This is a genomic window from Aquirufa originis, from assembly GCF_042714495.1.
Taxonomy (GTDB): Bacteria; Bacteroidota; Bacteroidia; order Cytophagales; family Spirosomataceae; genus Aquirufa; species Aquirufa originis.
The window spans coordinates 499098-524905 of record NZ_JBBKXY010000001.1; the positions used below are offsets into that span (position 1 = coordinate 499098).

The 25808-nt window shown below is 42.3% G+C and carries 21 protein-coding genes; 11 read left to right on the forward strand and 10 right to left on the reverse strand.

The window, feature by feature from the left end:
• Positions 1-33: 33 nt before the first annotated feature.
• Together SKC35_RS02080 and SKC35_RS02085 are read left to right on the forward strand one after the other, a co-directional pair.
• Entirely contained in the window at positions 34-1563 is a 1530-nt protein-coding gene (locus SKC35_RS02080; RefSeq protein WP_377977836.1) for an NFACT RNA binding domain-containing protein, read from the forward strand.
• A 61-nt stretch (positions 1564-1624) separates the two neighbouring features.
• Complete coding sequence (locus SKC35_RS02085) at positions 1625-3295, forward strand: sodium/sugar symporter (protein WP_377977837.1); 1671 nt, start codon at positions 1625-1627, stop codon at positions 3293-3295.
• Positions 3296-3583: 288 nt separating this feature from the next.
• On the opposite strand, the gene acs is transcribed toward SKC35_RS02085, so the two are convergent.
• Genes acs through SKC35_RS02100 form a run of 3 tightly spaced genes read right to left on the reverse strand, consistent with a single transcriptional unit; the run spans position 3584 to position 7166 of the window.
• A complete protein-coding gene (gene acs / locus SKC35_RS02090; protein ID WP_377978400.1) occupies positions 3584-5473 on the reverse strand; it encodes an acetate--CoA ligase in 1890 nt (629 codons plus the stop codon).
• Positions 5474-5475: 2 nt separating this feature from the next.
• Positions 5476-5694 carry a DUF6814 family protein gene (locus tag SKC35_RS02095; protein ID WP_252622574.1) on the reverse strand — a complete coding sequence of 73 codons (219 nt, stop codon included), beginning with the start codon at positions 5692-5694 and terminating at the stop codon, positions 5476-5478.
• Positions 5694-7166 (reverse strand): MFS transporter, encoded by a 1473-nt coding sequence (locus SKC35_RS02100; protein ID WP_252622576.1) that lies wholly within the window; start codon positions 7164-7166, stop codon positions 5694-5696. Before SKC35_RS02100 ends, SKC35_RS02095 begins: the two co-directional genes overlap by 1 nt.
• A 74-nt stretch (positions 7167-7240) precedes the next feature.
• Between SKC35_RS02100 and SKC35_RS02105 the strand changes: the two genes are divergently transcribed.
• The 3 genes from SKC35_RS02105 to miaA all read left to right on the forward strand — a co-directional run bounded on the left by SKC35_RS02105 (position 7241) and on the right by miaA (position 10006).
• Positions 7241-7720 carry a hypothetical protein gene (locus tag SKC35_RS02105; protein ID WP_377977838.1) on the forward strand — a complete coding sequence of 160 codons (480 nt, stop codon included), beginning with the start codon at positions 7241-7243 and terminating at the stop codon, positions 7718-7720.
• Positions 7721-7796: 76 nt separating this feature from the next.
• Positions 7797-9098, forward strand: a complete 1302-nt coding sequence (locus tag SKC35_RS02110) for a DEAD/DEAH box helicase (protein WP_377977839.1) — start codon at positions 7797-7799, stop codon at positions 9096-9098.
• A gap of 2 nt (positions 9099-9100) precedes the next feature.
• Positions 9101-10006 (forward strand): tRNA (adenosine(37)-N6)-dimethylallyltransferase MiaA, encoded by a 906-nt coding sequence (miaA, locus tag SKC35_RS02115; protein ID WP_377977840.1) that lies wholly within the window; start codon positions 9101-9103, stop codon positions 10004-10006.
• Here the strand turns inward: miaA and SKC35_RS02120 are convergent.
• The 5 genes from SKC35_RS02120 to SKC35_RS02140 all read right to left on the reverse strand — a co-directional run bounded on the left by SKC35_RS02120 (position 9995) and on the right by SKC35_RS02140 (position 14316).
• Positions 9995-10267, reverse strand: coding sequence for a rhodanese-like domain-containing protein (locus SKC35_RS02120; protein ID WP_377977841.1), 273 nt, complete (start codon positions 10265-10267; stop codon positions 9995-9997). The two genes, miaA and SKC35_RS02120, sit on opposite strands and share 12 nt — an antisense overlap.
• Position 10268: 1 nt before the next feature.
• The gene (locus SKC35_RS02125) at positions 10269-10568 is read right to left on the reverse strand and encodes a rhodanese-like domain-containing protein (RefSeq protein ID WP_377977842.1); all 300 of its coding nucleotides are present in this window, start codon (positions 10566-10568) and stop codon (positions 10269-10271) included.
• Between the two features lies 1 nt (position 10569).
• Complete coding sequence (locus SKC35_RS02130; RefSeq protein ID WP_377977843.1) at positions 10570-11343, reverse strand: PASTA domain-containing protein; 774 nt, start codon at positions 11341-11343, stop codon at positions 10570-10572.
• Positions 11344-11614: 271 nt separating this feature from the next.
• Positions 11615-12940, reverse strand: coding sequence for a Gfo/Idh/MocA family protein (locus tag SKC35_RS02135; RefSeq protein ID WP_377977844.1), 1326 nt, complete (start codon positions 12938-12940; stop codon positions 11615-11617).
• 8 nt (positions 12941-12948) lie between these two features.
• On the reverse strand, positions 12949-14316 hold the full coding sequence (locus SKC35_RS02140) for a 3-keto-disaccharide hydrolase (RefSeq protein ID WP_377977845.1): 1368 nt from the start codon (positions 14314-14316) through the stop codon (positions 12949-12951).
• 167 nt (positions 14317-14483) lie between these two features.
• Here SKC35_RS02140 and SKC35_RS02145 point away from each other — a divergent pair, with 167 nt between their 5' ends.
• From SKC35_RS02145 to SKC35_RS02170, 6 genes are read left to right on the forward strand one after another with little or no spacing between them, the layout of a single operon-like run.
• On the forward strand, positions 14484-15650 hold the full coding sequence (locus SKC35_RS02145; RefSeq protein WP_377977846.1) for a trans-sulfuration enzyme family protein: 1167 nt from the start codon (positions 14484-14486) through the stop codon (positions 15648-15650).
• Positions 15650-16738 carry a complex I subunit 1/NuoH family protein gene (locus SKC35_RS02150; RefSeq protein ID WP_377977847.1) on the forward strand — a complete coding sequence of 363 codons (1089 nt, stop codon included), beginning with the start codon at positions 15650-15652 and terminating at the stop codon, positions 16736-16738. The genes SKC35_RS02145 and SKC35_RS02150 overlap by 1 nt, the downstream gene beginning before the upstream one ends.
• Positions 16739-16794: 56 nt before the next feature.
• Positions 16795-19200: a TonB-dependent receptor gene (locus tag SKC35_RS02155; RefSeq protein ID WP_377977848.1), complete on the forward strand. Its 2406-nt coding sequence runs from the start codon at positions 16795-16797 to the stop codon at positions 19198-19200.
• 1 nt (position 19201) lies between these two features.
• Positions 19202-20350 carry a DUF4249 domain-containing protein gene (locus SKC35_RS02160; protein ID WP_377977849.1) on the forward strand — a complete coding sequence of 383 codons (1149 nt, stop codon included), beginning with the start codon at positions 19202-19204 and terminating at the stop codon, positions 20348-20350.
• Between the two features lie 35 nt (positions 20351-20385).
• Positions 20386-21396, forward strand: a complete 1011-nt coding sequence (hemH, locus tag SKC35_RS02165; RefSeq protein WP_377977850.1) for a ferrochelatase — start codon at positions 20386-20388, stop codon at positions 21394-21396.
• A gap of 1 nt (position 21397) precedes the next feature.
• The gene (locus SKC35_RS02170) at positions 21398-22261 is read left to right on the forward strand and encodes an EamA family transporter (protein ID WP_377977851.1); all 864 of its coding nucleotides are present in this window, start codon (positions 21398-21400) and stop codon (positions 22259-22261) included.
• Positions 22262-22480: 219 nt separating this feature from the next.
• Here SKC35_RS02170 and SKC35_RS02175 read toward each other — a convergent pair whose 3' ends face one another.
• Both SKC35_RS02175 and SKC35_RS02180 read right to left on the reverse strand, forming a co-directional pair.
• Positions 22481-23371, reverse strand: coding sequence for a YicC/YloC family endoribonuclease (locus SKC35_RS02175; protein ID WP_377977852.1), 891 nt, complete (start codon positions 23369-23371; stop codon positions 22481-22483).
• Entirely contained in the window at positions 23368-25806 is a 2439-nt protein-coding gene (locus SKC35_RS02180; RefSeq protein ID WP_377977853.1) for a YfhO family protein, read from the reverse strand. Before SKC35_RS02180 ends, SKC35_RS02175 begins: the two co-directional genes overlap by 4 nt.
• Positions 25807-25808: the final 2 nt, after the last annotated feature.

Consider the following 25808-nt stretch of genomic DNA (forward strand, 5'->3'; position numbering starts at 1 on the left):
TTAGGCTAAGCGATGCACAATAACTATTATTTTTTGCGGATTTTATCCACGCATTTGCGTCAGATATTGATGTATGCGCGCTTAAAACAGTGTTTCTCTCAGGAGAAGGATGAATTAGTATTAGGTTTTGAACGCCAAAATGGTGACGATTTCTACATCAAATGCTCCCTCGGTCCCCAGTTTTCCAGTCTTCAATTCCCCGATTCTTTCCACCGTGCTGGCCGAAATTCTATCGACCTGTTCTCTGATTTACTTTTAGCCGAAGTCCAAGAAGTGGAGATGTACGAAAATGAACGCGCCTTCGGGATTCATTTTCTAGGCAACTATGTACTTGTATTTAAGCTTTTTGGGAATCGAGCAAACTTGATTTTATATCGAGACGGAGAATATGATTCTCAATTCCAAAAACGCCTCAAAAAAGACGATGAGCTGGCTTTAAATTCCATCTCACGTTCCATCGATCAAAGTTTTGAGGCCTTGCAGACGGCTGATGGGGAATATTTCCCTCTCTTTCCCACGCTGGGTAAAGAAGGGCAAGCCTGGCTTGCAGCGCAAGGATATGAAAACCTATACCTGAAAGACCGTTGGGCTCTATTGCAACGAATGCTTCAAATCCTAGATGAAGGGAATTTTTATGTGGTTTCCACAGCTAAAGGCATTGTTTTTACCTTATTTCCGCCCTCTTCAGATCCGCTTTTCCAAACGACGGATCCCATTGCTGCCTTGAATCAATTCTATGTGTTGCATTATTCGGTAGGGGAGTTCACGCGGGAGAAAAGACAAATACAGGAGGGCTTGGAACGTAATTTGGCGAAATCTCAACTCTATCTGCAAGAGCTAGAGAAACAAAAGGTGATTCGAGAGACCAATGTGCCATTCGAAGAAATAGGTAATATTTTGATGGCTTTTTTACACCTAGTTCCAGAGGGCGAAAGCAAGGTAGTCTTAGAAGATTTTTACCGAAATCAACCCATCACGATTAAGTTAAATTCAACACTGAGTCCGGCCGCGAATGCGGAGAATTATTACCGAAAGGGAAAGAATTTTTCCAAAGAACTCGCGCATTGGGAAGAAAATATTGCGCGTAAGCAGCAGGAAATCGCTGAAATTTCAGATAAATTAATTGCCTTAGCATTAGTCGAAACACGAAAAGGCTTGAAACCTTTTTTAGCCTTAGCCACAGACAAGAAATCCGCCGAAGAATTACCATTTAAGCAGTTTGAGATAGAAGGTTGGGTGATTTGGGTAGGGAAGAATGCGAAGAATAATGATCTCTTAACGCTGAAATATGCGAAGAAGCAGGATATTTGGTTGCACGCTAGAGATGTTTCGGGTTCTCACGTCATCGTACGCAATCCACAAAATAAAACGGTTCCTGCCTTCGTCATCGAAAAGGCAGCAAGTTTAGCGGCTTATTTCTCCAAAAGACAAACGGAATCCCTTTGTCCCGTTATCGTTACGTCAAAAAAATACGTTCGAAAGACCAAGGATTTACTGCCCGGTATGGTCATCGTAGACCGCGAGGAAGAGGTTGTTTTAGTAAAACCGGAGCTTTGGAATTAGTACAATTCCGATAAAAAGGTTAATTTAGTCAATTCAAGACCTTAATTAACATTAAAACTCTATGCAATCAAACGGTTTACAAACACTCGACTACCTCGTATTTCTCTTTTATTTCGTGGTAGTAGCTGGTTACGGCTATTGGATTTACAACAAGAAAAAATCCGAATTATCTGACTCGAATGACTTCTTCTTAGCCGAAGGTTCATTAACCTGGTGGGCTATTGGATCATCATTAATTGCTTCCAATATCTCCGCAGAGCAATTTATCGGAATGTCAGGTAATGGTTTCAGACTGGGTCTAGCCATCGCTACCTACGAATGGATGGCAGCAGCCACACTCTTAATTGTGGCGATCTTCTTTATGCCGATCTATTTGAAGAATAAAATCTTCACAATGCCTCAATTCTTATCGCAACGTTATTCTCCTACGGTTAGTTTAATCATGGCCGTTTTCTGGTTGATGTTGTACATCGCGGTTAATTTGACGGCTATTTTATACTTAGGAGCCCTTGCGGTGACGACAATTTCAGGATTAGACTTCACGATGTGTATGATTGCAATGTCTGTGTTTGCCGTAATTATCACCTTAGGTGGTATGAAAGTAATCGGATTTACAGACGTTATTCAGGTGTTCTTCTTGATTTTAGGGGGATTAGCAACGACGTATTTGGCCCTTCAAATGGTGTCAGATCACTTCGGTGGCGAAGGTGTGATGAGTGGTTTGAATCATTTGATGACCAAAGCCCCAGAACATTTCCACATGATTTTAAACAAGGATAATGCGAATTATCCATCTCTTCCAGGCCTTACGGTATTAATCGGTGGTATGTGGATTATCAACTTAAACTACTGGGGATGTAACCAATACATCACTCAACGTGCCTTAGGTGCTGATCTTCCTACAGCACGTAACGGTATCTTGTTCGCGGCTTTCTTAAAAATGTTAATGCCGATCATTGTGGTTTTACCAGGTATCGCGGCTTATCTATTACACAAAGACGGCATGTTCCAGCAAGAGATGTTAAAGGATGGTGTAATCAACCAAGACAGCGCTTATCCGGTGTTATTGAACTTATTGCCTGCTGGTTTAAAAGGCCTTTCATTTGCTGCCTTAACTGCTGCAGTTGTGGCTTCTATGGCAGGTAAGTTGAATTCTATTTCAACAATCTTCACTTTAGATATCTACAAGAAATACATCAATACGAATTCGACAGAGAAACAATTAGTATCAGTAGGTCGTCTAGCGGTAGTAGGTGCCATGGTATTAGCGATTGCGATTGCGCCATTTATGGGTATCGACAAAAAAGGAGGTTTTGAGTTCATTCAAGAATACACAGGATATGTTTCTCCAGGTATTTTCGCCTTGTTTATCTTAGGTTTCTTTTGGAAAAGAACGACTTCAAATGCCGCTTTATTTGCGCTTATTGGAGGGGTAACGTTCTCTGTTTTATCGAAATATATTCCTACTTGGACTGGCGTAAATGACTGTATTTTCTACACGGCATTCTTAGATGGAGATGTGTACATGATTCCATTTATGGACCGTATGGGCTGGGTATTTATCTTCTGTGTGGTTTCTATGGTGTTAATTTCTTTAGCTGATCCAGAAAGTAAGAACAATCCGAAAGGTTTAGATATTGATGCCAAAATGTTCAAACTCGAGCCTACCTTTATCCTTGGTGCCGTTATTGTGGTGATGGGGATTGTGGCATTGTATACGTATTTTTGGTAAGTCATTTCGTGTAAGCATTCTAAAATTGTGCTTTGCAATAATTTTGTGAATGCTTACCCAAAATGCTTTCTAAACTAAATAGCACGTAAAAAAAGGGATCGAATTTCGATCCCTTTTTTTTAGTCGTCAGTCGTCAGTGGACAGTAGCCAGTCAAAACACTGCTGAATTCATCGCCGCAGGCGATTCCCCCTTTATGCTTTGTGCTCTATTCTTTGTGCTTTAAATCTCTACTCTCTAATCTATTATCTCTACTCTACAGCGGAGCATTGTAAAAGAGCGGAGCTCTTTTACAATGCTCCGCTGATAATCGAATCCACCACTCCCGGATCTAACAACGTAGACGTATCTCCCAAATTTGTCGTATCGCCCTCAGCCACTTTGCGTAAGATACGGCGCATGATTTTGCCGGAACGCGTTTTAGGTAGGCCTGTCACGAATTGAATCTTGTCAGGTTTGGCAATAGGCCCAATCACACGTGTAACGGTCGCTAAGATATCTTTGCGGGTCAAATCATCATTGATGGTCGGGTGTTCGCAAATAACATAGGCATAAATGCCTTGGCCTTTAATATCGTGCGGATAGCCTACGACAGCGGATTCAATGACACCCGTGTGCATATTGATGGCATTTTCCACTTCGGCTGTTCCGATTCGGTGGCCAGAGATGTTCATGACATCATCTACACGTCCTGTAATGCGGTAGTATCCATCTTCGTCGCGCATACATCCATCTCCAGTGAAGTATAAACCTGGGTAGGTGGAGAAGTAAGTGGATTTGCAACGCTCGTGATCACCATACGTGGTGCGAATAATCGATGGCCAGGGGTATTTGATACACAAATTACCATTTACGCCATTTCCAGTGATTTCTTTGCCATTCTCGTCCACCAGTATGGGTTGAACGCCAGGTAAAGGTAACGTCGCGAAAGCCGGTTTTAATGGAGTAATGCCAGCGATTGGCGAGATCATTAGTCCACCTGTTTCCGTTTGCCACCAAGTATCGACGATAGGGCAGTTGCCATGACCTACTTTGTCATTATACCAGTGCCACGCTTCTTCATTCAATGGTTCACCCACAGATCCTAAAACACGCAGCGAACTAAGGTCTTTGCCTTCGATGTGTTCATCTCCAAAACCCATTAACGAACGAATCGCTGTAGGGGCTGTATAGAAGATGTTAACGGAATGTCTTTTAATGATATCCCAGAAGCGTCCAGCGTCCGGATAGGTAGGAATTCCCTCAAAAAGAATGGATTTCGCTCCATTTAATAAAGGTCCATACACTAAATAGGAGTGACCCGTAATCCAGCCAATGTCAGCCGTACAGAAGAAGACTTCTCCAGGGTTGTATTGGAACACGTTAGCAAAGGTATAGGCGGTGTAGACCATATAGCCACCACAAGTATGGACAACGCCTTTAGGCTTTCCAGTAGATCCAGAAGTATATAAAATAAACAAAGGATCTTCTGCATTCATAGCTTCAGCCGGGCAATCTGTTGTCGCTTCATTTTCTTCTTGCTCCCACCAAAGGTCACGACCACCTATCATGGAAACAGGTGTTTTTGTACGTGTTTTTACGATTACCTTTTCTACGGATGGACAAGATACTAAAGCATCGTCCACCGTTTCTTTCATCGGAATGGTCTTGTTACCCCGAACAGCTCCGTCCGTAGTGACTACCACTTTACATTCTGAATCATTGATGCGATCTGCAATGGATTGAGCTGAAAATCCGCCAAAAACTACCGAGTGAATGGCTCCAATTCGAGCACAAGCTAAAACAGCGATAGCTAGTTCTGGAATCATGGGCATGTAAATACAAACACGATCTCCTTTTACGACGCCTTGGTTTTTCAATACATTACTGAACTTACACACTCTCGCGTGTAATTCGCGGTAGGTTAAGGTGATGGCCTCATCGCCGGGTTCGTTTGGTTCGTAGATGATGGCTGCTTGATCTGGAATCGTTTTTAAATGGCGATCTAGTGCATTGGCGGTGATGTTCATTTGGCCATCTTCAAACCATTTGACCGAATAATCATCAAAATTCCAGTCTAACACTTTCGTGAATGGTTTGATCCAATCAAATTGATTTGCGATGCCTGCCCAAAATTTTTCAGGCTCTCGCACGCTTAATTCATACGTTTTTTGGTAATCTGCTAGGCTCGTAATTCTCATCATTATATAGTATCAAATTCTCCCTGAAGGGCATAAAAGCCAAAAAGGCTCATTCCAATTGAAATAAGGGGTGCTAAAACAAAGGTGTAAATAATGGCAGGGACGAGGTCGTTCCCACCTTTGGCCCACAATGGAACCGCTTGAAAATAGATCAAATAAATGCCTGCACCGATTCCTAGACCGATCCAAACTATCCCTAAAATGCGTTTAATAAGGTTCATTAGGCTGCTTTTTTAGCTGATTTGATATATATAATTCCTATGACTACGCAGACGCTGATTAAAGCGATAGGGTAGTTTAATCCCTCCAAATAAGGTTTTTGCACGACTCCCGCCGTTTGTGCATTCGAAACTAAAAAGGTCGCAATGGCTGGCATTAATCCACCAAAAACACCATTTCCAATGTGATAAGGCAAAGACATCGAGGTATATCGAATTTTGGTAGGGAACATTTCTACTAAAAAGGCGGCGATGGGACCATAGGCCATCGTCACGAAAGAAATCAAGAAAAATACATAGCCGACTAAAGTCCACTGGTCTTTCTCGTTTATTTTAATGCTAATCTTAGATTCCGTTTTATCCGGTGAAACTTCCGTAATGACATTTTTATACGAACTTCCATCCGTGTATTCTTTTGTAATAGTCGTCGTTTTACCTTTTAATGTCATCTTTTCTGAACCCGGAACTACCGTTTTATTCGTCACATCCACTGTTTTGTACATTTGATCAAAAATGGGGCGATAGGACAAAACGGCTATAATCATCCCCGCCATCATAATGCCTTTGCGACCTATTTTGTCGGATAATGCACCAAAAATCACGAATAAAGGTGTTCCTAACAAAAGCCCAATGACTAAAATGGTATTCGTTTGAATATCATCCAGATTACAGATTTTTAAGAGGAAAGTTTGAGCATAAAACTGGCCCGTGTACCAAACCAAACCTTGTCCCATGGTAGCCCCGAAAAGGGCTAAGAGAACATATTTCAGGTTTAGTTTATTGCCAAAAGATTCTTTCAAGGGGTTTTTGCTAATATTTCCCTCTGCTTTGGCCTTAGCAAACATAGGAGACTCCTCCATGTTTTTACGGATTAACAGCGAGACGAGCACCATTAGAATAGAAACAAGAAAGGGAATTCTCCAGCCAAAGTCATCGAATGCTTCTTTGCTCATAGATGATCTAGTGGCCATAATAACGGCCAAGGAAATAACTAGACCTAGTGTGGCAGTTGTTTGAATCCAAGAGGTGAAAAATCCACGTCTTTCTGCGGGCGCGTGTTCCGCCACATAAGTTGCGGCTCCACCATATTCTCCTCCTAAAGCAAGTCCTTGTAAAAGACGTAGCGTTAACACTAAAATAGGGGCCCAAGCTCCGATAGTGGCATAAGAGGGGATTAAGCCAATCGCAAAAGTGGCGCCTCCCATTAACATCAGGGTGACCATAAAGGTATATTTACGACCTATCAAATCGCCCAATCGTCCGAATACTAAGGCTCCAAATGGTCTCACTACAAAACCGGCGGCAAAAGTTGCTAAGGTGTTTAAAAAGGCGGCGGTGGGATTATCAGTTGGAAAGAATTTGGTCGATAAAACCGTAGCTAGGCTGCCAAAAATATAGAAATCATACCACTCAATTAAGGTACCGACAGACGACGCACTAATGATATAGGCGAGGCTTTGTTTTTTGGTTGTCATTAGTATTAAATAGGTTGTAGCAAATCTATCATTTTCTCCCTAATTCTGCTAAATTTGAGTTAAAATTCTTGCTTATGTATACCGAAACACAACGCTTCACCCAATGGTGGTTATGGCTTATTCTAGTGGGCGTTTGGTCTTCGATGGTTTATTCCATCATAACCGCACCACCACAAACAGACGCTGCCGTTTTTGTTTCATTTGGGATAGGTATTCTATTGCCTTTGCTGTTTTGGCAAATGAAATTAACAACCCGCATTACTGCTGAGGGCATCTACGTGCGCTTTTTTCCATTCCACTTTAAAGAGAAATTCTTTGCTTGGGATACTATTTCTGCTTCCTATGTAAGAACGTACAGCCCTTTGATGGAATATGGCGGCTGGGGTATAAAATACAGTTTTAAGGGTAACGGCCTAGTGTACAACACTGCTGGAAATGTGGGTCTTCAATTGAATTTTAAAGAAGGTGAAGCGGTTTTAATTGGTACCCAAAAAGGGGAGGAGATCAAGCAGGTTTTAGTGGCATTAGGTCATTTAAACGAATCTGTGAAATAAAAGGCGTACCTTTGCGCCACATTATGAGGATGTTTGTTATTATTTCATTGCTCATAACACATCTTTATACAGTTATATGTCATTCGAATCATTGCACCTCATTGAGCCTATTTTAAAGGCGCTCAAAGAAGAGGGTTATACAAATCCCACACCTATTCAAGCCCAATCAATCCCCATTGTCCTTCGTGGCACGGATTTATTAGGTTGCGCCCAAACGGGTACGGGTAAAACAGCAGCGTTTACGTTGCCCATCATTCAACTTTTAGAAGAGAACAAATCGTTCCAAAAAAATAAGAAAATCCGCGCCTTGATCGTGACTCCTACAAGGGAGTTAGCGATTCAAATCGGTGAAAGTTTCAGAGCCTATGCGCGTCATACGGACTTGAAATATGCGGTTATTTTTGGAGGAGTGGGCCAAAGTCCCCAAGTCTCAGCCATCCGCAGCGGCGCTGATGTGGTGATTGCGACGCCTGGTCGTCTTTTGGACTTAATGAACCAACGCCTTTTATCGATCGCAGACGTAGAATATTTCGTCTTAGATGAGGCTGATCGTATGCTCGATATGGGTTTCATTCACGACGTGAAGAAATTATTAGCGGCCTTGCCTCACAAACGCCAGTCGCTTTTCTTCTCGGCTACGATGCCACCAGAAATCGTGAAACTAGCGGGAAGTATTTTGAAAAACCCTGCTTCCGTTTCCGTAACACCGGTTTCGTCTACCGTTGAGATCATTAATCAGTCAGTCTATTTCGTAGATAAAGGCAATAAGAACGATCTATTGCTTGACATCTTACAAGATACTTCGATTAAAACAGCCTTAGTCTTCACCCGTACAAAACACGGTGCGGACAAAGTGGTTAAAATGCTTTTGAAGGCTAGCATTAAGGCGGAAGCGATTCACGGAAATAAGTCCCAAAACGCTCGCCAAACGGCGCTTAAAAACTTCAAAGCTCAAACGACGCGCGTTCTTGTCGCTACCGACATCGCCGCTCGTGGAATTGATATTGACGAATTAGAATTTGTCATTAATTACGAATTGTCGAACATCGCTGAAACCTACGTTCACCGTATCGGTCGTACTGGTCGTGCCGGAGCAAAAGGCGCGGCCATTTCGTTCTGTGATATCGAAGAGAAAGCGTATTTGAAGGACATCGAGAAATTAATTGGGAAGAAGATTCCAGTAGTGGAAGCGCATAAATACCCGATGAAAGTATTGCACGTAGAGAAAGCGGCCAAAAAACCGCAAGGCCAATCACGTAATGCCGGTGGTTCTCGTCCGGGTGCTCCAGCAGTTGCAGCTAAAGATGCCAAGCCCGCTCGTTCTTTCGATAAGGCAAGTTCTGGCCGTAAATGGTACGGAAAGAAAAATACCTATTGATTTTGAAAAAATCGAATAAAATACTGCTCGTCATCGTAGGTCCCACAGCTGTGGGTAAAACCGCACTTTGTGTGGATTTAGCGAAGCACCTACAGACGGACATTATTTCGGCGGACTCCCGTCAATTTTACCGCGAACTTTCCATCGGAACAGCAAAGCCATCTGCAGAGGAGCAGGGTGGGATAACCCACCATTTTGTGGATTCCCATTCGGTGGAGGATTATTTTTCTCCGGGTGATTTCGAGCGGGAATCGATGAAGTTATTGACGAAACTCTTCAAAAAGCACGATGTTGTAGTCGCTACTGGCGGCTCCGGATTATACTTGAAAGCTTTGATGGAGGGTTTGGATGTAATGCCAGAAGCTGATTTAGCCTTGCGCGAAACGCTTAATAGTCGTTTGGAAAAAGAAGGACTTTGGGCCTTGTATACCGAATTGAAGCAATTAGATCCCATTTATGCCGCTCAGGTGGATGCCAAAAATCCACAGCGTGTCGTTCGGGCCCTCGAAGTCTGCCTTTCCACTGGGAAACCCTATTCTGAATTTCGATTAGCTCAAAAACCAGCCAGACCTTTCCAAGTCATTAAGATCTGTCTAGAACGGCCGCGAGAAGAGTTGTATACGCGAATCGATCAACGAATGGATCAAATGCTCACGGCTGGTTTAGTGGATGAAGCACGTACTTTCGAGGATAAGCAACATTTATATGCCTTGAAAACCTTAGGCTACAAAGAAGTATATGCTTTTCTTCGGGGTGAATACGATGAAGAGGAAATGGTTCGCTTACTAAAGCGTAATAACCGTCATTATGCCAAGAAACAGATGACTTGGTTCAGAAATCAGGATGAGTTTACCTATTTGCATCCTTCGAATGCCTTCGTAGAAGTTTTGAAACAATTAGAGGGTTAAATAGGCTTCGAGACCTCCTTCGAGGTGGTCGATGTGCGTGAAGCCTTTGGCCTTGAGTAAACGCACCGCAATCAAACTCTGCGTCCCATTATAGCAAATAATCACCCAGTTTTTCTCTTTTGAAATTTCATCGATGCGCTCCAAAAGCGTATCCAATGAAACGTGAAAACCTCCCAGATTAAAGTCATCCCATTCTCTGGGAGTCCGTATATCTAGGAGGTTTACATAATTTAATTCAGCTTTGAATTCAGCGGCAGTCATATTAGTAGCCAGCTGCTTGCCAGGCCATCATTCCGCCTAACACGTTGCGTACATTCGCGTAGCCTTCCGCTGTCAAATAAGCTGCAGCACGTCCAGAACGAGCGCCTGAACGGCAATGGATTAAAATTTCTTCGTTTTTCAGATGAGCAATTTCCTCTAAACGATCAGGCAATTCACCTAATGGGATCAAAGTCGCCCCAATGTTGAACTCATCAAATTCATACTCTTCGCGCACATCGAACAAGTTCAGTTTTTCACCCTTGTCCATTCGCTCTTTTAATTCTTCAATTGTAATATCCATCTTATTCGTTATTTCCGTCACCTACTACCCAAACATCAATCGTATCACCCGGATGAATACTCGTTCCATCGCAAGTCGCACAGGTTTGTTTGAATACGGTTCCTGCTGTTAAATCACTATTTGCCTCGTAAGTCACGTGGCCTAATTTTAAATTCATTCCTGCTAAAATAATCGACACCTCATCTAAAGGCTTCCCAATCAAATCGGGTAATTCAATCTCCGCATCTGCCGTTCCATTTCCGATATACAAATCCACTTCAGTTCCTTTGGGAATACTATTGCCTGCCGCTATTTTACGACCCAAAGCCTGCATATCAATCACCTCTTTCAAGCGTGGATCATTCACCTGATGCACAATCCCTTTTTTCAATCCCGCGATAATTAATTGTTGTTCCGCACTTCGTACCGACAAGCCAATTAAATTAGGCATTCTGATGGTAGGAGGCGTTTCTGAATTAATCGTAATGTAGATTTTGCGTCCCGATTTTACTAAGGCATTCGGCAATGGATATTGCGACAAAATCGTCAAAGGTGGCTTATCTGCCACAAATGTACAGTCCGAAATTTCGTATTCTAGATTATTCGCATCAACTGATTCCTCCATTTTTTCCATCGACATTCCTTTTAAATTAGGAACTTTAATGGTCTCCCCATGATGAGTGCTCCAGGGTAAATACACAAAAAAGAAGGCAAAAAACAGTACTAAAAACAACGTCACTAAGATGGCGACGTGCAGGTAGAAGTCCTTTTTTGATTTAGTTGAAATGATTGCCATAGAGGGAGAAATCTAATATGGTGCAAGATAATAAAATCATTATAGAATTGGATTCAAAATGCAGAAATTGTGCTGCGCAATAATTTCTTGCATTTTAACCCACTTCCATTATTCATTTTCTTCCTCTCTCTACTCTATTATCTATTCTCTCTAATCAAAATTTTACGTAACAAAAAAGGGGCTTGCGCCCCCATTTTGAAAAAATCTATACTCTTTACTCTATAATCTCTACTCTAAATATCCTCCGGACTCATTCCCTTCGGACTTGCGACTAGTACTTAAACACTTTATCTCCCGCCATTACCTCTTGCGTTTTCTCATCGAAAGTAACGCGTTGTCCTGTGCGATAAGCCGCATTCGACATGATGGTTGCGATTGAATGTTGGTAACCTGCTTCGATAGGAGCATTAGGTGTTTTGCGAGAACGAACACATTCCATCCAGTTTTTCACGTGGTTGAATGTTAGGATATCTCCACCTGTATCTGCGTCTGTTGCTACTTTAGCCCCTTCGATTTTCATGGTAGGTAGTAAGTTCGCTTGTAGGCCCATCGCTTTGGCCTCGCGCTCACGAAGACCTCCGTTAGGAGAGATCGTATTCGTGTCTAGGTTTAATTCGCCACCGTTTGAGTAGTAAATTTCTTTCGTTCCACCAGCTGCATTAGAGAAGCGTGACGTAAATTGAACTTGGAAGCCTTTACTTCCTTGGCCATAATCAAATACAACTGTCATCGTATCCGCATTGACACGGCCATCATTCCATTGGTAAATTCCACCGTTCGCGACAACTGAGTTCGGGTGTTTTAAACCTGAGAACCAGTGTACGGTGTCGATTTGGTGGGACATCCATTGTCCTGGGATTCCAGATGAATACGGCCAGAATAGACGGTATTCTAGGTATTTACGTGGGTCGAATTTGTCTGCTGGACGATTCATTAAGAAACGTTTCCAGTCGATATCTGACTCTTTTAATATGCTCGTTAATTCTGGGCGTCTCCAGCGACCCGGTTGATTGACGTTCCACATCAATTCTACCATTTTGATATCGCCAAATTTACCTGACTTGATGAATTCATCTGCAGCCCAGTAGTTTTCGCCTGAACGACGTTGTGAACCGATTTGGACGATTTTATTAGAATCTTTTACTGCCTTTAAAACAGCGCGGTTATCTTCCATCGTTTCAGCTAAGGGTTTTTCCGTATAGGTATCGCAACCTGCTTTTACAGCCTCGATGGTATGTAAAGCGTGCTGGAAGTCAGCAGTTGAGATGAAAACGGCATCGATTCCTTTAGCAGAATACAATTCCTCATTATTTCTGTAGGTTTGGATAGTTCCACCTAATTCTTTCTCTAAAAAGGCTTTTCCTTCATCTCTACGGCGGTTCCATAGATCAGATAGAGCGACCATTTCGAAGTTCATTCCTTTGGCCAAAGCCTTAAAAGGAGGCACATGCGACGCCCGGTGACGATCAGAGAAACCCACGCAAGCCACGCGAACGCGGTCGTTTGCGCCAAGAATCTTGCTGTACGATTTTGGGCTAAAGGCTAAAGTACCTAGAGAAGCTAGGGCACCTTTGTGTAAAAATTCTCTTCTTTCCATAGGATGGTTTATTTAATTTCTCTGATTTTGATGTTTTTATAGAATACGGAATCCCCGTGCTCTTGGAAAAGGATTGGGCCTGAATCTTGCGCTCCAAAACCATCCCACACTTTATGCTTGCTATGTGCCACTAACACTTTGAAGATATTACTCTTGCGCTCATATTCGATCACTTTAAATCCATTCAACCAGTGTTGAACGATATTATTTGGGTACACAATGATACGTCCTTGATTCCATTCGCCTATTTTCTTTTGGAAGCGACCATCAATTTTGTTCGATGGGATGATGTCATATAGACTCGCTAATGTGCGGTTTCCTACGGTTCCAAGTTTCGCATCTGGGTGTTTTGCGTCGTCTAACACTTGGTATTCCAAGCCGATCGCTGACATGCCTGAATTGTATGACTCGTTCACGAAATATTTCACACCTGAATTAGCGCCTTCCGTTAGTTTGAAATCAAACGTTAATTCGAAAGCAGAGAACTTGTCATTCGTTAAGATATCACCGCCATTTCCTGATTCCTTGCCACCAGAGCTATTCACGTGAAGCGTACCGTCTTCTACCGTCCAAACCGATGGAGGAGCCGTCGTCTTGAACGCTGAACGGAATCCTGTTAAGTCTTTTCCGTTGAATAATAGACGGAAACCTTGTGCTTGCTCTAAAGGAGATACATTGTTTAAGGTATAATTCTCAACAACTACTCTATTGTCCAAAGGACGCGGTTGCATCTCTTTTCCCGTTTGAATACGGATGTTTTTCCACATCACTTGCATCCCCGGTTTCATTTCTGCATAAATGGCATGTACTTGGAAGGCGATAAAACCTTTGGCCGTCATATCATCCACTAAATAGGTAACGGGAATGTCATTAATCCAGGTGCGGATCGTACTTCCGATGGCTTCGATGCGGTAATGGTTCCAAACATCCCCTAATTTAAAGGCCTTCTTTGCCTCTGGTTTCAGTTCGTTTTGGGCTAACCATCCGCGGCGTGATTCATCATAGATTCCGCCTGACCAACCTCTTGTCGAAGGGTCGATTTCAGCTTGGTATCCGTGAACGCGGCCATTTTGGTATTCTGGGATGGATAAACTTCTGAATTGAACCCCTGAGTTCATTTTGTTGTCTACTTTGACATCGAACTCCAAGATAAAATCACCGTATTCCTGCTCCGTGGCCATGAAGGAGTTTGGTGTATTCGCCACGGTAGTTCCCACCATCACGCCATCCTTTACTTCATATTTAGCTTGTCCATTGAGTTGCTTGAAACCTTTGAAGGTTTTACCGTCGAATAGGTTGGTCCATTTTTGAGCTTGCACCTGAAACGATCCGATCGCTAAAAACAAGCTTAAAAAGGGTATAATCAATTTTTTCATAGTTGTTTTTTGTTTTCTTTACAAGGCTTAGTTCTACGAAATTTACTCAATTATCTTAAAATAATTTAGTTTCTGTAGGGGGTGAAATCAGGTCAGGAAAATAGTCAGGAAGGGAAAGCATTTTTACTAAGTATTCTATTATTTTTGTAGATTAATAATTGATGACTATGCAAAAACAGACTAAAGCCATTCGTATTCAAGCCGAAAGATCTCAAAACAGAGAGCATTCGGTGCCATTATACTTGACTTCTAGCTTCACATTTGAGGATGCGGAGCAGGGGAGAGCGATATTCGCGGATGAAATGGCGGGTAATATCTATTCTCGCTACATGAATCCGAATGTGGATGAGTTCGTAGAAAAGATGAATATGCTAGAGAATGCGGAGGATGGCATTGCCTTTTCTACTGGGATGGCGGCGATTTTTGCTTCGATGGCTGGTCTTTTAAAAGCAGGCGATCACGTGGTCGCGTCGAATGCCTTGTTCGGTTCTTGCATTCAGATTTTAACGAAGATTACGGCGAAATGGGGTATCGAATGCACCTTCGTTCCTGGTGCCGATATCAATGCGTGGAAAGCGGCTATTCAACCTAATACGAAATTTTTATTCTGTGAATCCCCGTCTAATCCGGGTTTAGAGCTGATTGATTTAAAAGAATTAGCGGCTTTGAAAGAGGGGAAAGACTTGATTTTAGCGGTAGATAACTGCTTTGCGACCCCTATTTTACAAACACCATTGGATCTAGGAGCTGATTTAGTGATTCACTCAGCGACCAAATACATAGATGGCCAAGGCCGAGTATTAGGTGGTGTCATCTGTGGCAAGAAAGTATATATCGACGAGATTCGCTTCTTTGCGCGTCATACGGGCCCATCGATGTCCCCATTCAATGCGTGGGTATTGTCTAAGAGTTTGGAATTATTGGATTTAAGAATGCAGAAGCATTCGGAGAATGCGATGGCTCTAGCGGAAGCATTGGAAGGACATAAAGCCTTAAATAACGTCAAATACCCTTATTTAAAATCGCATCCACAATATGAATTAGCGAAACGCCAAATGAAGTACGGCGGAGGAATTCTTACAATTGATGTAAAAGGTGGATTTGAAAAGGTGGTGGCTTTAAGTAAGCTATTAAAAATCGCTTCCATCTCACCTAATTTAGGAGATACACGTACGATTATCACGCACCCCGCTTCTACAACGCATTCTAAATTACCAGCGGAAGAGAAAGCAGCTTTAGGCATTACGGATGGATTAGTTCGCGTGGCGGTAGGTTTAGAGTCTATTGAAGATTTAAAAGCAGATTTCTTACAAGCCCTAAATCAGATTAGCTAATGTGGATCGCTCTGATCGTTTGTTTGCTTTTGTTAACTGTAAATGTCGTGATAGGCGTTTACGTGGAGCGGAAGCTGTCTGCGTTTATGCAGGATCGATTAGGGCCCATGGAGGTGGGGAAATGGGGGTTGCTCCAGGTTTTCGCGGATCTATTGAAGTTATTCCAAAAGGAAGATATCGTCCCTGAAAACGCCCAAAAACGTTTGTTTCTCTTTGCGCCATGGATTATTTTCTTGTCCGTTTTTGGCGCATTTGCGGTTATTCCGTTGAGTTCTGGCACTTTCTTGCAAGGCAGCCAAACAGAGATGGGCTTAATGCTTTTGATGGGGATTGTTTCCTTAGATAGTTTGGGAATTTTATTAGCGGGATGGACTTCCAATAATAAGTATTCCTTATTAGGCGCAATTCGCTCTGCGGCTCAATTAGTCTCCTATGAGATCCCTTTGGGATTATCACTTTTATGTATCGTATTAATTTCTGGCTCCTTGAATTTGCAGGAGATTTCAGTGCAGCAAGGAATATTCTCTGCTGAACCTCAATACCTGTTCGGATTAAAAGGATTGGGTATTGATGTGACACAAGCTGGCGGTTTCTTAAGCTGGAATGTGGTGCGGATGCCTTTGTTTTTCTTCTTATTCATCATTTATTTCATTGCATCCTTAGCAGAAGCGAATCGGGCGCCATTTGATATTCCAGAGGCTGAATCAGAATTAGTAGGTGGTTTTCATACCGAATATGCCGGGATGCGCTGGGCACTTTTGTTCTTGTCTGAGTATGGAATGATGCTTTTGGTGAGTGTCTTGGGCGTTATTTTATTCTGGGGATCATGGTATTCTCCTTTGCCTAATATCGGATCTGTTCGTTTAGCGGATTGGACGAATGGTGAGCCTAGTACGATTTATGCTACCGTGATTGGTTTTGTTTGGCTGATGTTAAAAGCCTATATTTTGATTGCTATTCAAATGTGGGTTCGCTGGACGCTACCTCGTCTTCGGGTAGATCAGTTAATGTATTTGTGTTGGAAAGTGCTGACCCCCTTTGCCCTGATTTTCGTCGCTATTTCTGCGCTTTGGTCGCTACTCATGTAAGGAATCCCCTTTATTTTTTGTTTATTTACAGAATTGCGTCTGTTAACCTATTTTATATGATCAAACTCTTACCCAGAGTCTTTTGCCTTGGACTTTTATTTGTCCTTTCGCATCAAAGCATTGCACAAACGACCTCTCTTCCGGCCATTTTCGGTAAAGTAATCGATGCCTCTACAGGCGAGCCATTAAAAGGTGCTGATATTTCTGTTGATTTTAAAAAGTCAGGCGTAACTACGGATACCTCAGGAAACTATAAAGTGCACGTACCCTATGGTGAATGGGTGATCAAAGTCAGTTATGTAGGTTATAATCCCTACCGTACGAAAATATACATCAAAGCAAATACTGAATTAAATGTCGAATTAAATAACGTAACGAAGCAATTAGAAGAGGTAATCGTCTCTTCTGCAGCCACAAAGCGGGATATTCAAACACCCTCTTTAGGTGTAACCGTACTTAGTTTAAAAGGGATCAAGAAATTGCCTACGATGATGGGAGAAGTCGACGTGATTCGCAGTTTACAATCGCTTCCTGGCGTTTCTTCCGTAGGTGAAGGTGCGAATGGCTTGAATATTCGGGGTTCTAATGTGGACCAAAACCTAATTTACATCGATGATACCCCCATCTTTAACCCGACGCACATGTTTGGTTTGTTCTCGGTCTTTGCATCTGATGCGATTCGGGATTTAGAATTATACAAAGGGGGAGTTCCTTCTCGTTTTGGTGGTCGTACCGCTTCGGTTTTGGACATTAAAATGATCGAACCGAATACGGATAAGTTCAAAATGCAAGGCGGTATTGGTTTAGTTTCAAATCGGGTGATGGCTGAAATTCCCATCATTAAGGAAAAATTATCTGTTTTAGTGGCAGGACGTCTTTCTGTGAACGACTTTATGTTTAAATGGTTTGCACCGGATTATTTGAAAAACCTGCGCGCTAACTTCTCCGATGTAGCGACGAAGGTTTTCTACCGTCCGAATACGAAAAACACCATTTCGCTTTCTACCTATTTAAGCCACGATTACTACCGAGTAGATTCTTTGTTTAGTATTGAAAACGTGGTCGCAAAGCAAACGTCCTTTAATTATGGACACTCGAATGTGGCAGTGCATTGGAATCACTATTTCTCTCCTAAGTTAAACATGATGGTGAGTGGGTCCTTGACGGATTATTCCACTAAGACATTTGCACCGGATACGGTAAATACGATTGATTTGAAATCTTCGATCTTGTACCGCAATTTGACGGCTAGTTTCGATTACCAGCCCCGTGAAAACCATAAAATGAACTTTGGTATAACAGGAACACGCTATGATATCGACCCGGGTAATTTGAATGAGGGAGTTGTTTCGAGAGTTGCGACCGTTAAATTGCCCTTAGAGCAGTCCTATGAATTAGGACTATTCGCGGATGACGAGTGGACGATTAGTCCCAAATTCACGGTGCAAGCCGGTCTTCGCTATTCGCAATATTACCGAATGGGAGCAGGGTCAATTAATGAATATGTGCCGGGTCAAGTTCCCTCGTTGAATTCGATTGTTAAGAAAACGACGTATGCTGATGGTGAAGTGATGGCTTCGTATGGTGGTTTTGAGCCCCGTTTGACCATGAAATATTCGTTGGCGGAAAATACGACCATGAAGTTTGGCTATAATCGCCAGCAGCAATTTTTCCAATTATTATCGAATAACACTACGCCTTTGCCTACGTCACGTTGGAAGACAGCAGATACATTTATTAAGCCACAACAGAGTGATTTTCTGTCTTTAGGTTTATTTAAAACCTTCAATGAAAATGTCTATGAGGCTTCTATTGAGACCTATTATCGAGACGTAAGAAATACGTTGGATTTCGTCTCAGGTGCTAATCTTCAATTGAATCCGAACATTGAAACGCAATTGATTTCGGGGAAAAGTAAGGCTTATGGGATGGAATTGATGGTCCAAAAGAAGAAAGGGGAAGTCTCTGGTTGGGTATCGTATACCTATGCGCGTGCCTTCAACCAAATGATAGGGGATTATCCTGAGGTACAAGCAATCAACGGAGGAGATTGGTTTGCCACGAATTATGACAAGCCGCATACGTTTAATATGATGTTGAATATTCAACCGACGACGCACCACAGTTTCTCCTTTACATTTGCCTATAATACGGGTCGTCCATTCTCTTCTCCCTCTGGATCGTATGAGATTGGGGGTAAGAAATTTCCGGTATTTGCGGAACGCAATAATGACCGAGTTCGAGATTACCACCGCTTAGATTTCTCCTGGACGATAAATAATCCTTCCATGAAAAAGCAACGCTGGGAAGGTAGCTGGGTATTTACGATCTATAATTTATATGGTCGTCAAAACCCTTACTCCGTCTTCTTCAAATCAACTAAGAATGGGTTGAGAGCTTATGAATTAAGCGTTTTCGCCTCTCCATTTATCTCGTTAACCTACAATTTCAAATTCTTGTAATATGTCTTTATCTCCTAAAAATATACTTTTTTACCTGTTTCTGCTTGGCGTAGTGACATGGGCCTGCGTGAATCCTATTAAGGATTTTGTCCAAATCGATGCAACTTCATTTACTACCATTGAAGCGGATATTTCGGACGATCCCGAGTTAAGCAAGGTGCGTTTAACGAGTTCATCTAACCGTTTGCAATCTCAATTAGCCTTACCTATTTCAAAAGCGGTTGTTTTTGTGACAGACCAAAATGGTAACAAAACACCCTTTACCGAGGGGATTCCTTTGGGAACCTATTATCCTCCTACAGGATTTAAAGGAGCGGTAGGTTCTACCTATAAGTTAAATGTGAAGATGTTAACTGGTCAGACCTATGAAAGTACGGCTGAAACTATGAAGGCAGTACCGGAGATTGAAAATGCGATTACGCGTTTTGAGACCTTCGATCAATATTCCAAAGTAGACGTTCGCCGTGCGGGATTTACTGTTTATTTGGATTTTAAAGACTTGCCTACCGAAGGTGATTTTTACCTTTGGAACTGGAAGCATTTTGAGAAAATTGGTTTCTGTGCGACATGTACGGATGGAGGAAAATTTGACTTTAAGAAATTAGATTGCGTTCAACCTAAATTCCCGAATGATGCCATTTTGAATTATATGTGCGACGGAAATTGCTGGGATATATCCACTAATAATGATTTGAATGTATTCTCGGACGTGTTAACGAATGGTCAGCGTGTGGTAGGGCGTCAAGTAGCACGTATTCCTTTCGATAATTGGACCCCCTATTATTTCCGTTTAGAACAACGTTCAATCACTAAAAATGCGTTTGCCTTTTATCAATCCTTAATTTCACAAGTACAGTCTTCGGGTTCTTTGTTTGATGTGCCTGCTGAAACGCGTTTTAGTTTAAATATCAAATCTTTGACGACTCCGTCTGAACGGGTATTAGGTATTTTTAACGTGTTTTCTGTGCGTAAGAAAATATTTATAATTGACCGTAGAAAGGATATTCCTGTGGGAGAACTGCCCATTGTTTCGGTGATTCCGGGTGATACTTATGCTTGCCCTCCAGGATCTGTGGGATGTCAGGATAAGGCACCTTGTGTCGAATCGCCTACCAGAACAAAAATTACTCCAGAAGGTTGGGTATTCTAGTTTTTTAGGCACAAATTTGTGCTTTAATTAGAACTATGATCGGTGTTTTATTAGTGAATCTGGGAACTCCAGATGATCCAGGTACCCCCAGTGTACGTAAGTATTTACGGGAGTTTTTGATGGATGGTCGTGTTATCGACATACCTTATCCATTCCGCTACTTGTTAGTGAATGGGATCATTGCTCCATTTAGAGCCCCTCAATCTGCGAAAATCTATAAAGAATTATGGGAAGAACGCGGTTCTCCCTTGAAATTTTATGGAGAAGATGTTTGTGCGTCCCTAGCGGAAACTTTAGGTGATGGCTATATGGTTCGTTTAGCCATGCGTTATCAAAGTCCGGATTTAAAGTCGGTCATGTCAGAAATGCAAAAGGCTAGTCTGAAGAAATTAATCGTCATTCCTTTCTTCCCACAATACGCTTCAGCTACCACGGGTTCGGTTTATGAGCGTGTGATGGAAATCATGTCTGATTGGCAAATTATGCCATCACTTTCGATGGTGAGCTATTTTTACCAGCATCCGATTTTTGCCAAATACTTCGCAGACAAAGCCGCGAACTACCAAAAAGAAGTTGACTTCGACTACTACTTATTCTCCTATCACGGAGTTCCTGAGCGCCACATTCGCAAAGGAGATATCACAAAGAATACCTGTGTTTTTGGGACTTGTTGTGAAAGCATCACCGAGAAGAACCATACATGTTACCGGGCACAATGCCACGAGACAACGCGTTTAATTGCGAAGGAAATGGGATTGAAACCAGGAACTTTTGGGACAGCTTTTCAAAGCCGTTTAGGACGTGACCCTTGGTTACAACCTTATACAGATGAAACCATCAAGAAGCTCGTTAAGGAAGGTAAGAAGAAGATTTTAGCCTTTTCCCCTGCCTTTGTGGCAGATTGTTTAGAAACAACGATTGAGGTAGGCGAGGAGTACAAAGAATTATTCGAAGAGGCGGGTGGAGAGCATTGGCAATTAGTCGAAAGTTTAAATAATTCGCCGGAGTATGTGGCTCTGTTAGAAGACTTAGTAAAGAACTCATAAGATGCTGTATTTAATTCTAACCATCGTATTTTCGGTTTTGCTACTGGTGAATTTTCGTGCCCACGCAAAATTCAATATCGATACACGCATTGCCATTTTATTAAACTATCCCGTTTGTTTTCTAACCGGCTATTTTCATCAAATGGATGCGATCCCCTTTCATTGGCCTTCTGCAGGTTATTCTTTGGGGATTTTGGGCATTGGAATTGGCTTTGTGATTACATTCTTATTATCAGGCTATTCGACCGTTAAAAATGGAATGGCGCCCACGTCTCTAGCGAATAATATCTCCTTAGTGATTCCGGTGATGGTGAATCTTTTCATTTGGAAGACAGGTGGAGATTTGACTTTATCTGTAATTGCGGGCCTTCTTTTATCATTTGCAGCCATCTATTTCTGCAGTCCATCAGGTGCAGGTTCTATCCAAAAGCCAGTTATTTGGGCTTTGGTCGCCGTTTTTGTGGCCTATGGAATCACAAATACAGCTTTTAATTATCTCAATGCGGCCATCGTTCAGCAAGTGGGTGGAAGTATTTCCTTTACCTTGATGCTTTTACTCGGTTCAATGGCTACTTCTGCGATTGTTTTGGTGTATTGGACGATCACTGGTGGGGTTACCTGGTCTCTAAGATCTGTTTTAGCAGCTATTCCTTTGGGTCTTCCTAATTTCTTTTCGTTCTATTTCCTGTTAAAAGCTTTAGATGCTTACCAACAAAATGGCGCGGTGGTATTGACTATCTATAATCTAGGGGTAATTCTCTTAAGTGCAGTTACCGCTTTGGTTTTCTTCAAAGAAAAGTTGACGAACAAGCAGTGGGTGGGGATAGGGTTAGGATGTGCTGGAATTGCGTTGATTATATTGTAATACACGAGAATTGTGCTGCGCAATAATTCTCTTATGTATTACAACATAATCAACTCTAATTTCTTCCTGAAGCTTTTAGTTTATGAAATGGTTCACACATCGTTGCGAAGCAACATTCACCTTTATTCTTTGTGCCTTTCCTTCGGACTAAGCCGTAGGCGACTCATTGACTAAATTGCGAAGCAATGACTAAGCAAATGTGTTGTAGTTGCGAAGCAACTACAACACATTTGCAGTTTGCTCCTTAATCTTCTCCAGCTCATCCTTCATATTTACGACTAAACGCTGGATAGTTGAATCGTTTGCTTTCGAGCCGATGGTGTTGATCTCACGGCCAATTTCTTGGGCCATAAAGTTTAGTTTTTTTCCGTTTCCTTCTTCTAGAATTTCAATGAAGTAATCTAGGTGAGTCGCTAGGCGTACTTTTTCTTCGGAGATGTCGAACTTCTCGATGTAATATACCACCTCTTGCTCGAAGCGGTTTTTATCGAAATCTTCTTTCAAACCAAGTTCCAAAAGGGCATTGCGCATCCGTTCACGGATACCCGGCATTCTGATTTTGTCTTGCTCTAAAACTTGCGCTAATCCAGATTTGATGGCAGCGATATATTCCCGGAATTTGTCTTCCACGACTTTTCCCTCCCGGGCACGGAACTCTTTACATTCTTTTACCGCTTCTTGAACGGCTTCAAAAACTACTTTCCAAAGTGCTTCGATTTCCTCTTCGTTGTCTTGTGAATGATCCGAAGAGTTCAAACTTGGCATCGACATAGCCTGTAAATACAAGGCATTTTCGTCAATGTTCGAGATGCCTAGTTCAGTGGCAAAGCGCTTTAATTCTGTGAAATAGGTGGCTATTTGACCTTGTGGAAGGATGCTTTGTTCAACGTTCTCGTTGTTCTTTTGAAGATGCAGATTCAGCTCCATTTTACCGCGCTCTAATTGCTGCGTGAGGTAATTGCGGATATCGATTTCTTTGGCTGAAAGCGATTTAGGAACACGGCAAAATATATCCGTAAACTTCGAGTTCAGACTTTTAACTTCAACACGGATTTGCAGGTCTTGGAGTTCTTTTTGGGATTTTCCAAAGCCCGTCATGGAGTAGATCATATCGTTTCTTTTTTGGCCTTAGCCGCTTGGTAAAAAGCGAATGCAATAAATAATAGCATCGCAATGGAAGCCCCTAAGTCAATTTTATTTCCCGTAATAACTGAAACGGGGGCAAACTTAAATTCAATGGTATGTTTCCCTGCAGGAATCGCTAAGCCACGTAATACATAATCTGCCTGCACGTGATTCGTTTCTTTGCCATCGATATAAGCCTTCCAATCTTTGTTTCCGCGGTAATAGATTTCCGAGAACACAGCAAACGCTGCTTGCTTCGAGTCAGATGTATAGGACAAGTGATTCGGTTTGTATTCCGTCAATTGAATGTTGCCATCCGTCTTGAATGTGGCGGTAGGTACGTAAGCGGCATCTTTTTGTTCTACTAAAGCTACAGAGCTCGGATCGATTTTGCCGATTCCATTCAAGGCGTCATCCGCTGTAGGAACGACGTTTACGGTTGATACCAACCAAGCGTTGCCCAAAGCACCTGGATTCGTTTGAGGGGCTAATTGACCAGTTGAATCAGGGCTCAAAATGTATTTCGTATTCAGCATATTCAGGATGTTCATTTGTCCCGGATTGCCTGTGAACTGTTTCTCGATCAATTCTTGGTAACGACGCAATTTAGCGGCGTGGTATCCGCCTAACGATTGGTGGTAATAAGAGGTGGTCGCATCGCTCATAAAGTTCGTTGCCACATTTACCACACGGTAATGGGTGGTATCTTGTAAGATCTTTTGATCAGCTGGTGTAGGTAAGATTTGCTCATCTAGTGTGGCTTTGGAAACAAAGAAATCTTTGCCAAAATAGCGTTTCGCCACCGGAGTTAAATCAAAAATACCCAATAGCACTAAGGCGATTAACCAAATCGATTTTTTAACTTTCCCCGTACTTGCCACCCATAAAATGCCTGCTCCGATCAATACGATAAAGAAACTGCGGAAGGCATCCGATTGGAATAATTCGATTCGGTCAAGTTGAATGGAGCGCCAGATCTGGTTATTCAAAGCGGTATCTTGAATCAAAGCTCCGCCAAAATTAGGTCCTTTAAAATCAAAAAATAAATCCGGCGCCATCCCGAAAAACAAGGCAAGACCGCCACTTAATCCGGCGGCATATAACAACGGCTTTTTAATTTCAGACCAGCTTGATTTTTGCTGAATGAATCGAATCAAGCCTAAAATACCTAAGCTTACAAAGCCTAATTGCACAAAGGAAAGCACCATCGTGATGGCTCTGAACTTGTTAAACAGCGGGAAGTATTGGAATAGAATTCCATTAAAGAAGAAATATTTACCCCAAGCGAAGGTGATAAATAAGGCTGTGAATCCAATAATCCACCACTTTTCGGCTGATTTGATGTAGAATGCCCCAAACAAAAACAAGAAGATCACTAAGGCTCCCGCATACGCTGGGCCTGCGGTATAGCTTTGTTCTCCCCAATAAGCAGGGCCTTTTTCGACAAATCCTAAAGCTTGTTCGTCTGGAATACCCGCGTTAGACATCGTTTGGTAGGTATTCGAAGCCGTTCCACCCAAATCTCCCGCAGAAGCTCCTCCCATAAAATTGGGGATCAATAAGGTGCCCGTTTCCGCAATTCCGTAGGACCAATCGAAGGCGTAGGTTTGGTCTAAACCATCTCCACGCGATTTATTCGCACTTAGTTCGGAGGCACCACGCGTTGTTTCTTTCGAATATTCATAGTTATTCCAAAGACGCATCGAGTGCGTTCCTAAGGCTAAAACTAAACCCAAACCCAGCAATAATCCACGTTTGAACCAGTCGGCAACGGTCTTTTGGCTGATGGCTTGCGAAAGGGTATAAAGGAGGTAAAAACCAATGATGAAGAAAAGGTAATACGTAATTTGGACGTGGTTAGCGTATAATTCTAAAGCCATTCCCAATGTGAATAGGGCAACGCCTAGCCATTTTCGATTACCCCAGCCTAATTTTACCCCTGCTAAAACGATAGGAGCGTAGGCTAAAGCAATTACTTTAGAGGTGTGACCTGCAGGAATAATGACCATATTATAGGTCGCAAAGGCGTAGAATACAGCTCCGGCAAAGCCTAAAATAGGGGAGGATCCCATCGCCCAAAGTAAAATATACATCCCTAACATTTGAAGGACAAGCAAATTCACGGGGCTGGGAAGTAGATTGGTAATGAAAGAACCTATTTTGGCAGAAATCGAATACGGATACGATCCTGAAATCTGGTAGGTGGGCATCCCGCCAAACATCGAGTTCGACCACCAGGCATCCTCACCGGTTTTTTCTTTGTATTGAATGCTCTCCTGTGCCGCCGCTTGGGCTTGCTGAATATCATGTTGAATCAAAACTTTCCCTTGCAGAACCGGTCCACAATAGATGAAAGCAATCAATAGGAAACCCAAAAGGACAATCCCATGGGGGGCAAAGGAGCGCAAATTAATTTTCATAG

Coding starts and splice junctions, on each gene's coding strand:
- SKC35_RS02130 (WP_377977843.1), bottom strand. CDS start 11,343: ATGGCAATCATTTCAACTAAATCAAAAAAGGACTTCTACCTGCACGTC.
- SKC35_RS02150 (WP_377977847.1), top strand. CDS start 15,650: ATGTGGATCGCTCTGATCGTTTGTTTGCTTTTGTTAACTGTAAATGTC.
- SKC35_RS02095 (WP_252622574.1), bottom strand. CDS start 5,694: ATGAACCTTATTAAACGCATTTTAGGGATAGTTTGGATCGGTCTAGGA.
- acs (WP_377978400.1), bottom strand. CDS start 5,473: ATGAGAATTACGAGCCTAGCAGATTACCAAAAAACGTATGAATTAAGC.
- SKC35_RS02170 (WP_377977851.1), top strand. CDS start 21,398: ATGCTGTATTTAATTCTAACCATCGTATTTTCGGTTTTGCTACTGGTG.
- SKC35_RS02110 (WP_377977839.1), top strand. CDS start 7,797: ATGTCATTCGAATCATTGCACCTCATTGAGCCTATTTTAAAGGCGCTC.
- SKC35_RS02160 (WP_377977849.1), top strand. CDS start 19,202: ATGTCTTTATCTCCTAAAAATATACTTTTTTACCTGTTTCTGCTTGGC.
- SKC35_RS02100 (WP_252622576.1), bottom strand. CDS start 7,166: ATGACAACCAAAAAACAAAGCCTCGCCTATATCATTAGTGCGTCGTCT.
- SKC35_RS02140 (WP_377977845.1), bottom strand. CDS start 14,316: ATGAAAAAATTGATTATACCCTTTTTAAGCTTGTTTTTAGCGATCGGA.
- SKC35_RS02120 (WP_377977841.1), bottom strand. CDS start 10,267: ATGACTGCCGCTGAATTCAAAGCTGAATTAAATTATGTAAACCTCCTA.
- SKC35_RS02155 (WP_377977848.1), top strand. CDS start 16,795: ATGATCAAACTCTTACCCAGAGTCTTTTGCCTTGGACTTTTATTTGTC.
- SKC35_RS02135 (WP_377977844.1), bottom strand. CDS start 12,940: ATGGAAAGAAGAGAATTTTTACACAAAGGTGCCCTAGCTTCTCTAGGT.
- SKC35_RS02175 (WP_377977852.1), bottom strand. CDS start 23,371: ATGATCTACTCCATGACGGGCTTTGGAAAATCCCAAAAAGAACTCCAA.
- SKC35_RS02105 (WP_377977838.1), top strand. CDS start 7,241: ATGTATACCGAAACACAACGCTTCACCCAATGGTGGTTATGGCTTATT.
- hemH (WP_377977850.1), top strand. CDS start 20,386: ATGATCGGTGTTTTATTAGTGAATCTGGGAACTCCAGATGATCCAGGT.
- SKC35_RS02085 (WP_377977837.1), top strand. CDS start 1,625: ATGCAATCAAACGGTTTACAAACACTCGACTACCTCGTATTTCTCTTT.
- SKC35_RS02180 (WP_377977853.1), bottom strand. CDS start 25,806: ATGAAAATTAATTTGCGCTCCTTTGCCCCCCATGGGATTGTCCTTTTG.
- SKC35_RS02145 (WP_377977846.1), top strand. CDS start 14,484: ATGCAAAAACAGACTAAAGCCATTCGTATTCAAGCCGAAAGATCTCAA.
- SKC35_RS02125 (WP_377977842.1), bottom strand. CDS start 10,568: ATGGATATTACAATTGAAGAATTAAAAGAGCGAATGGACAAGGGTGAA.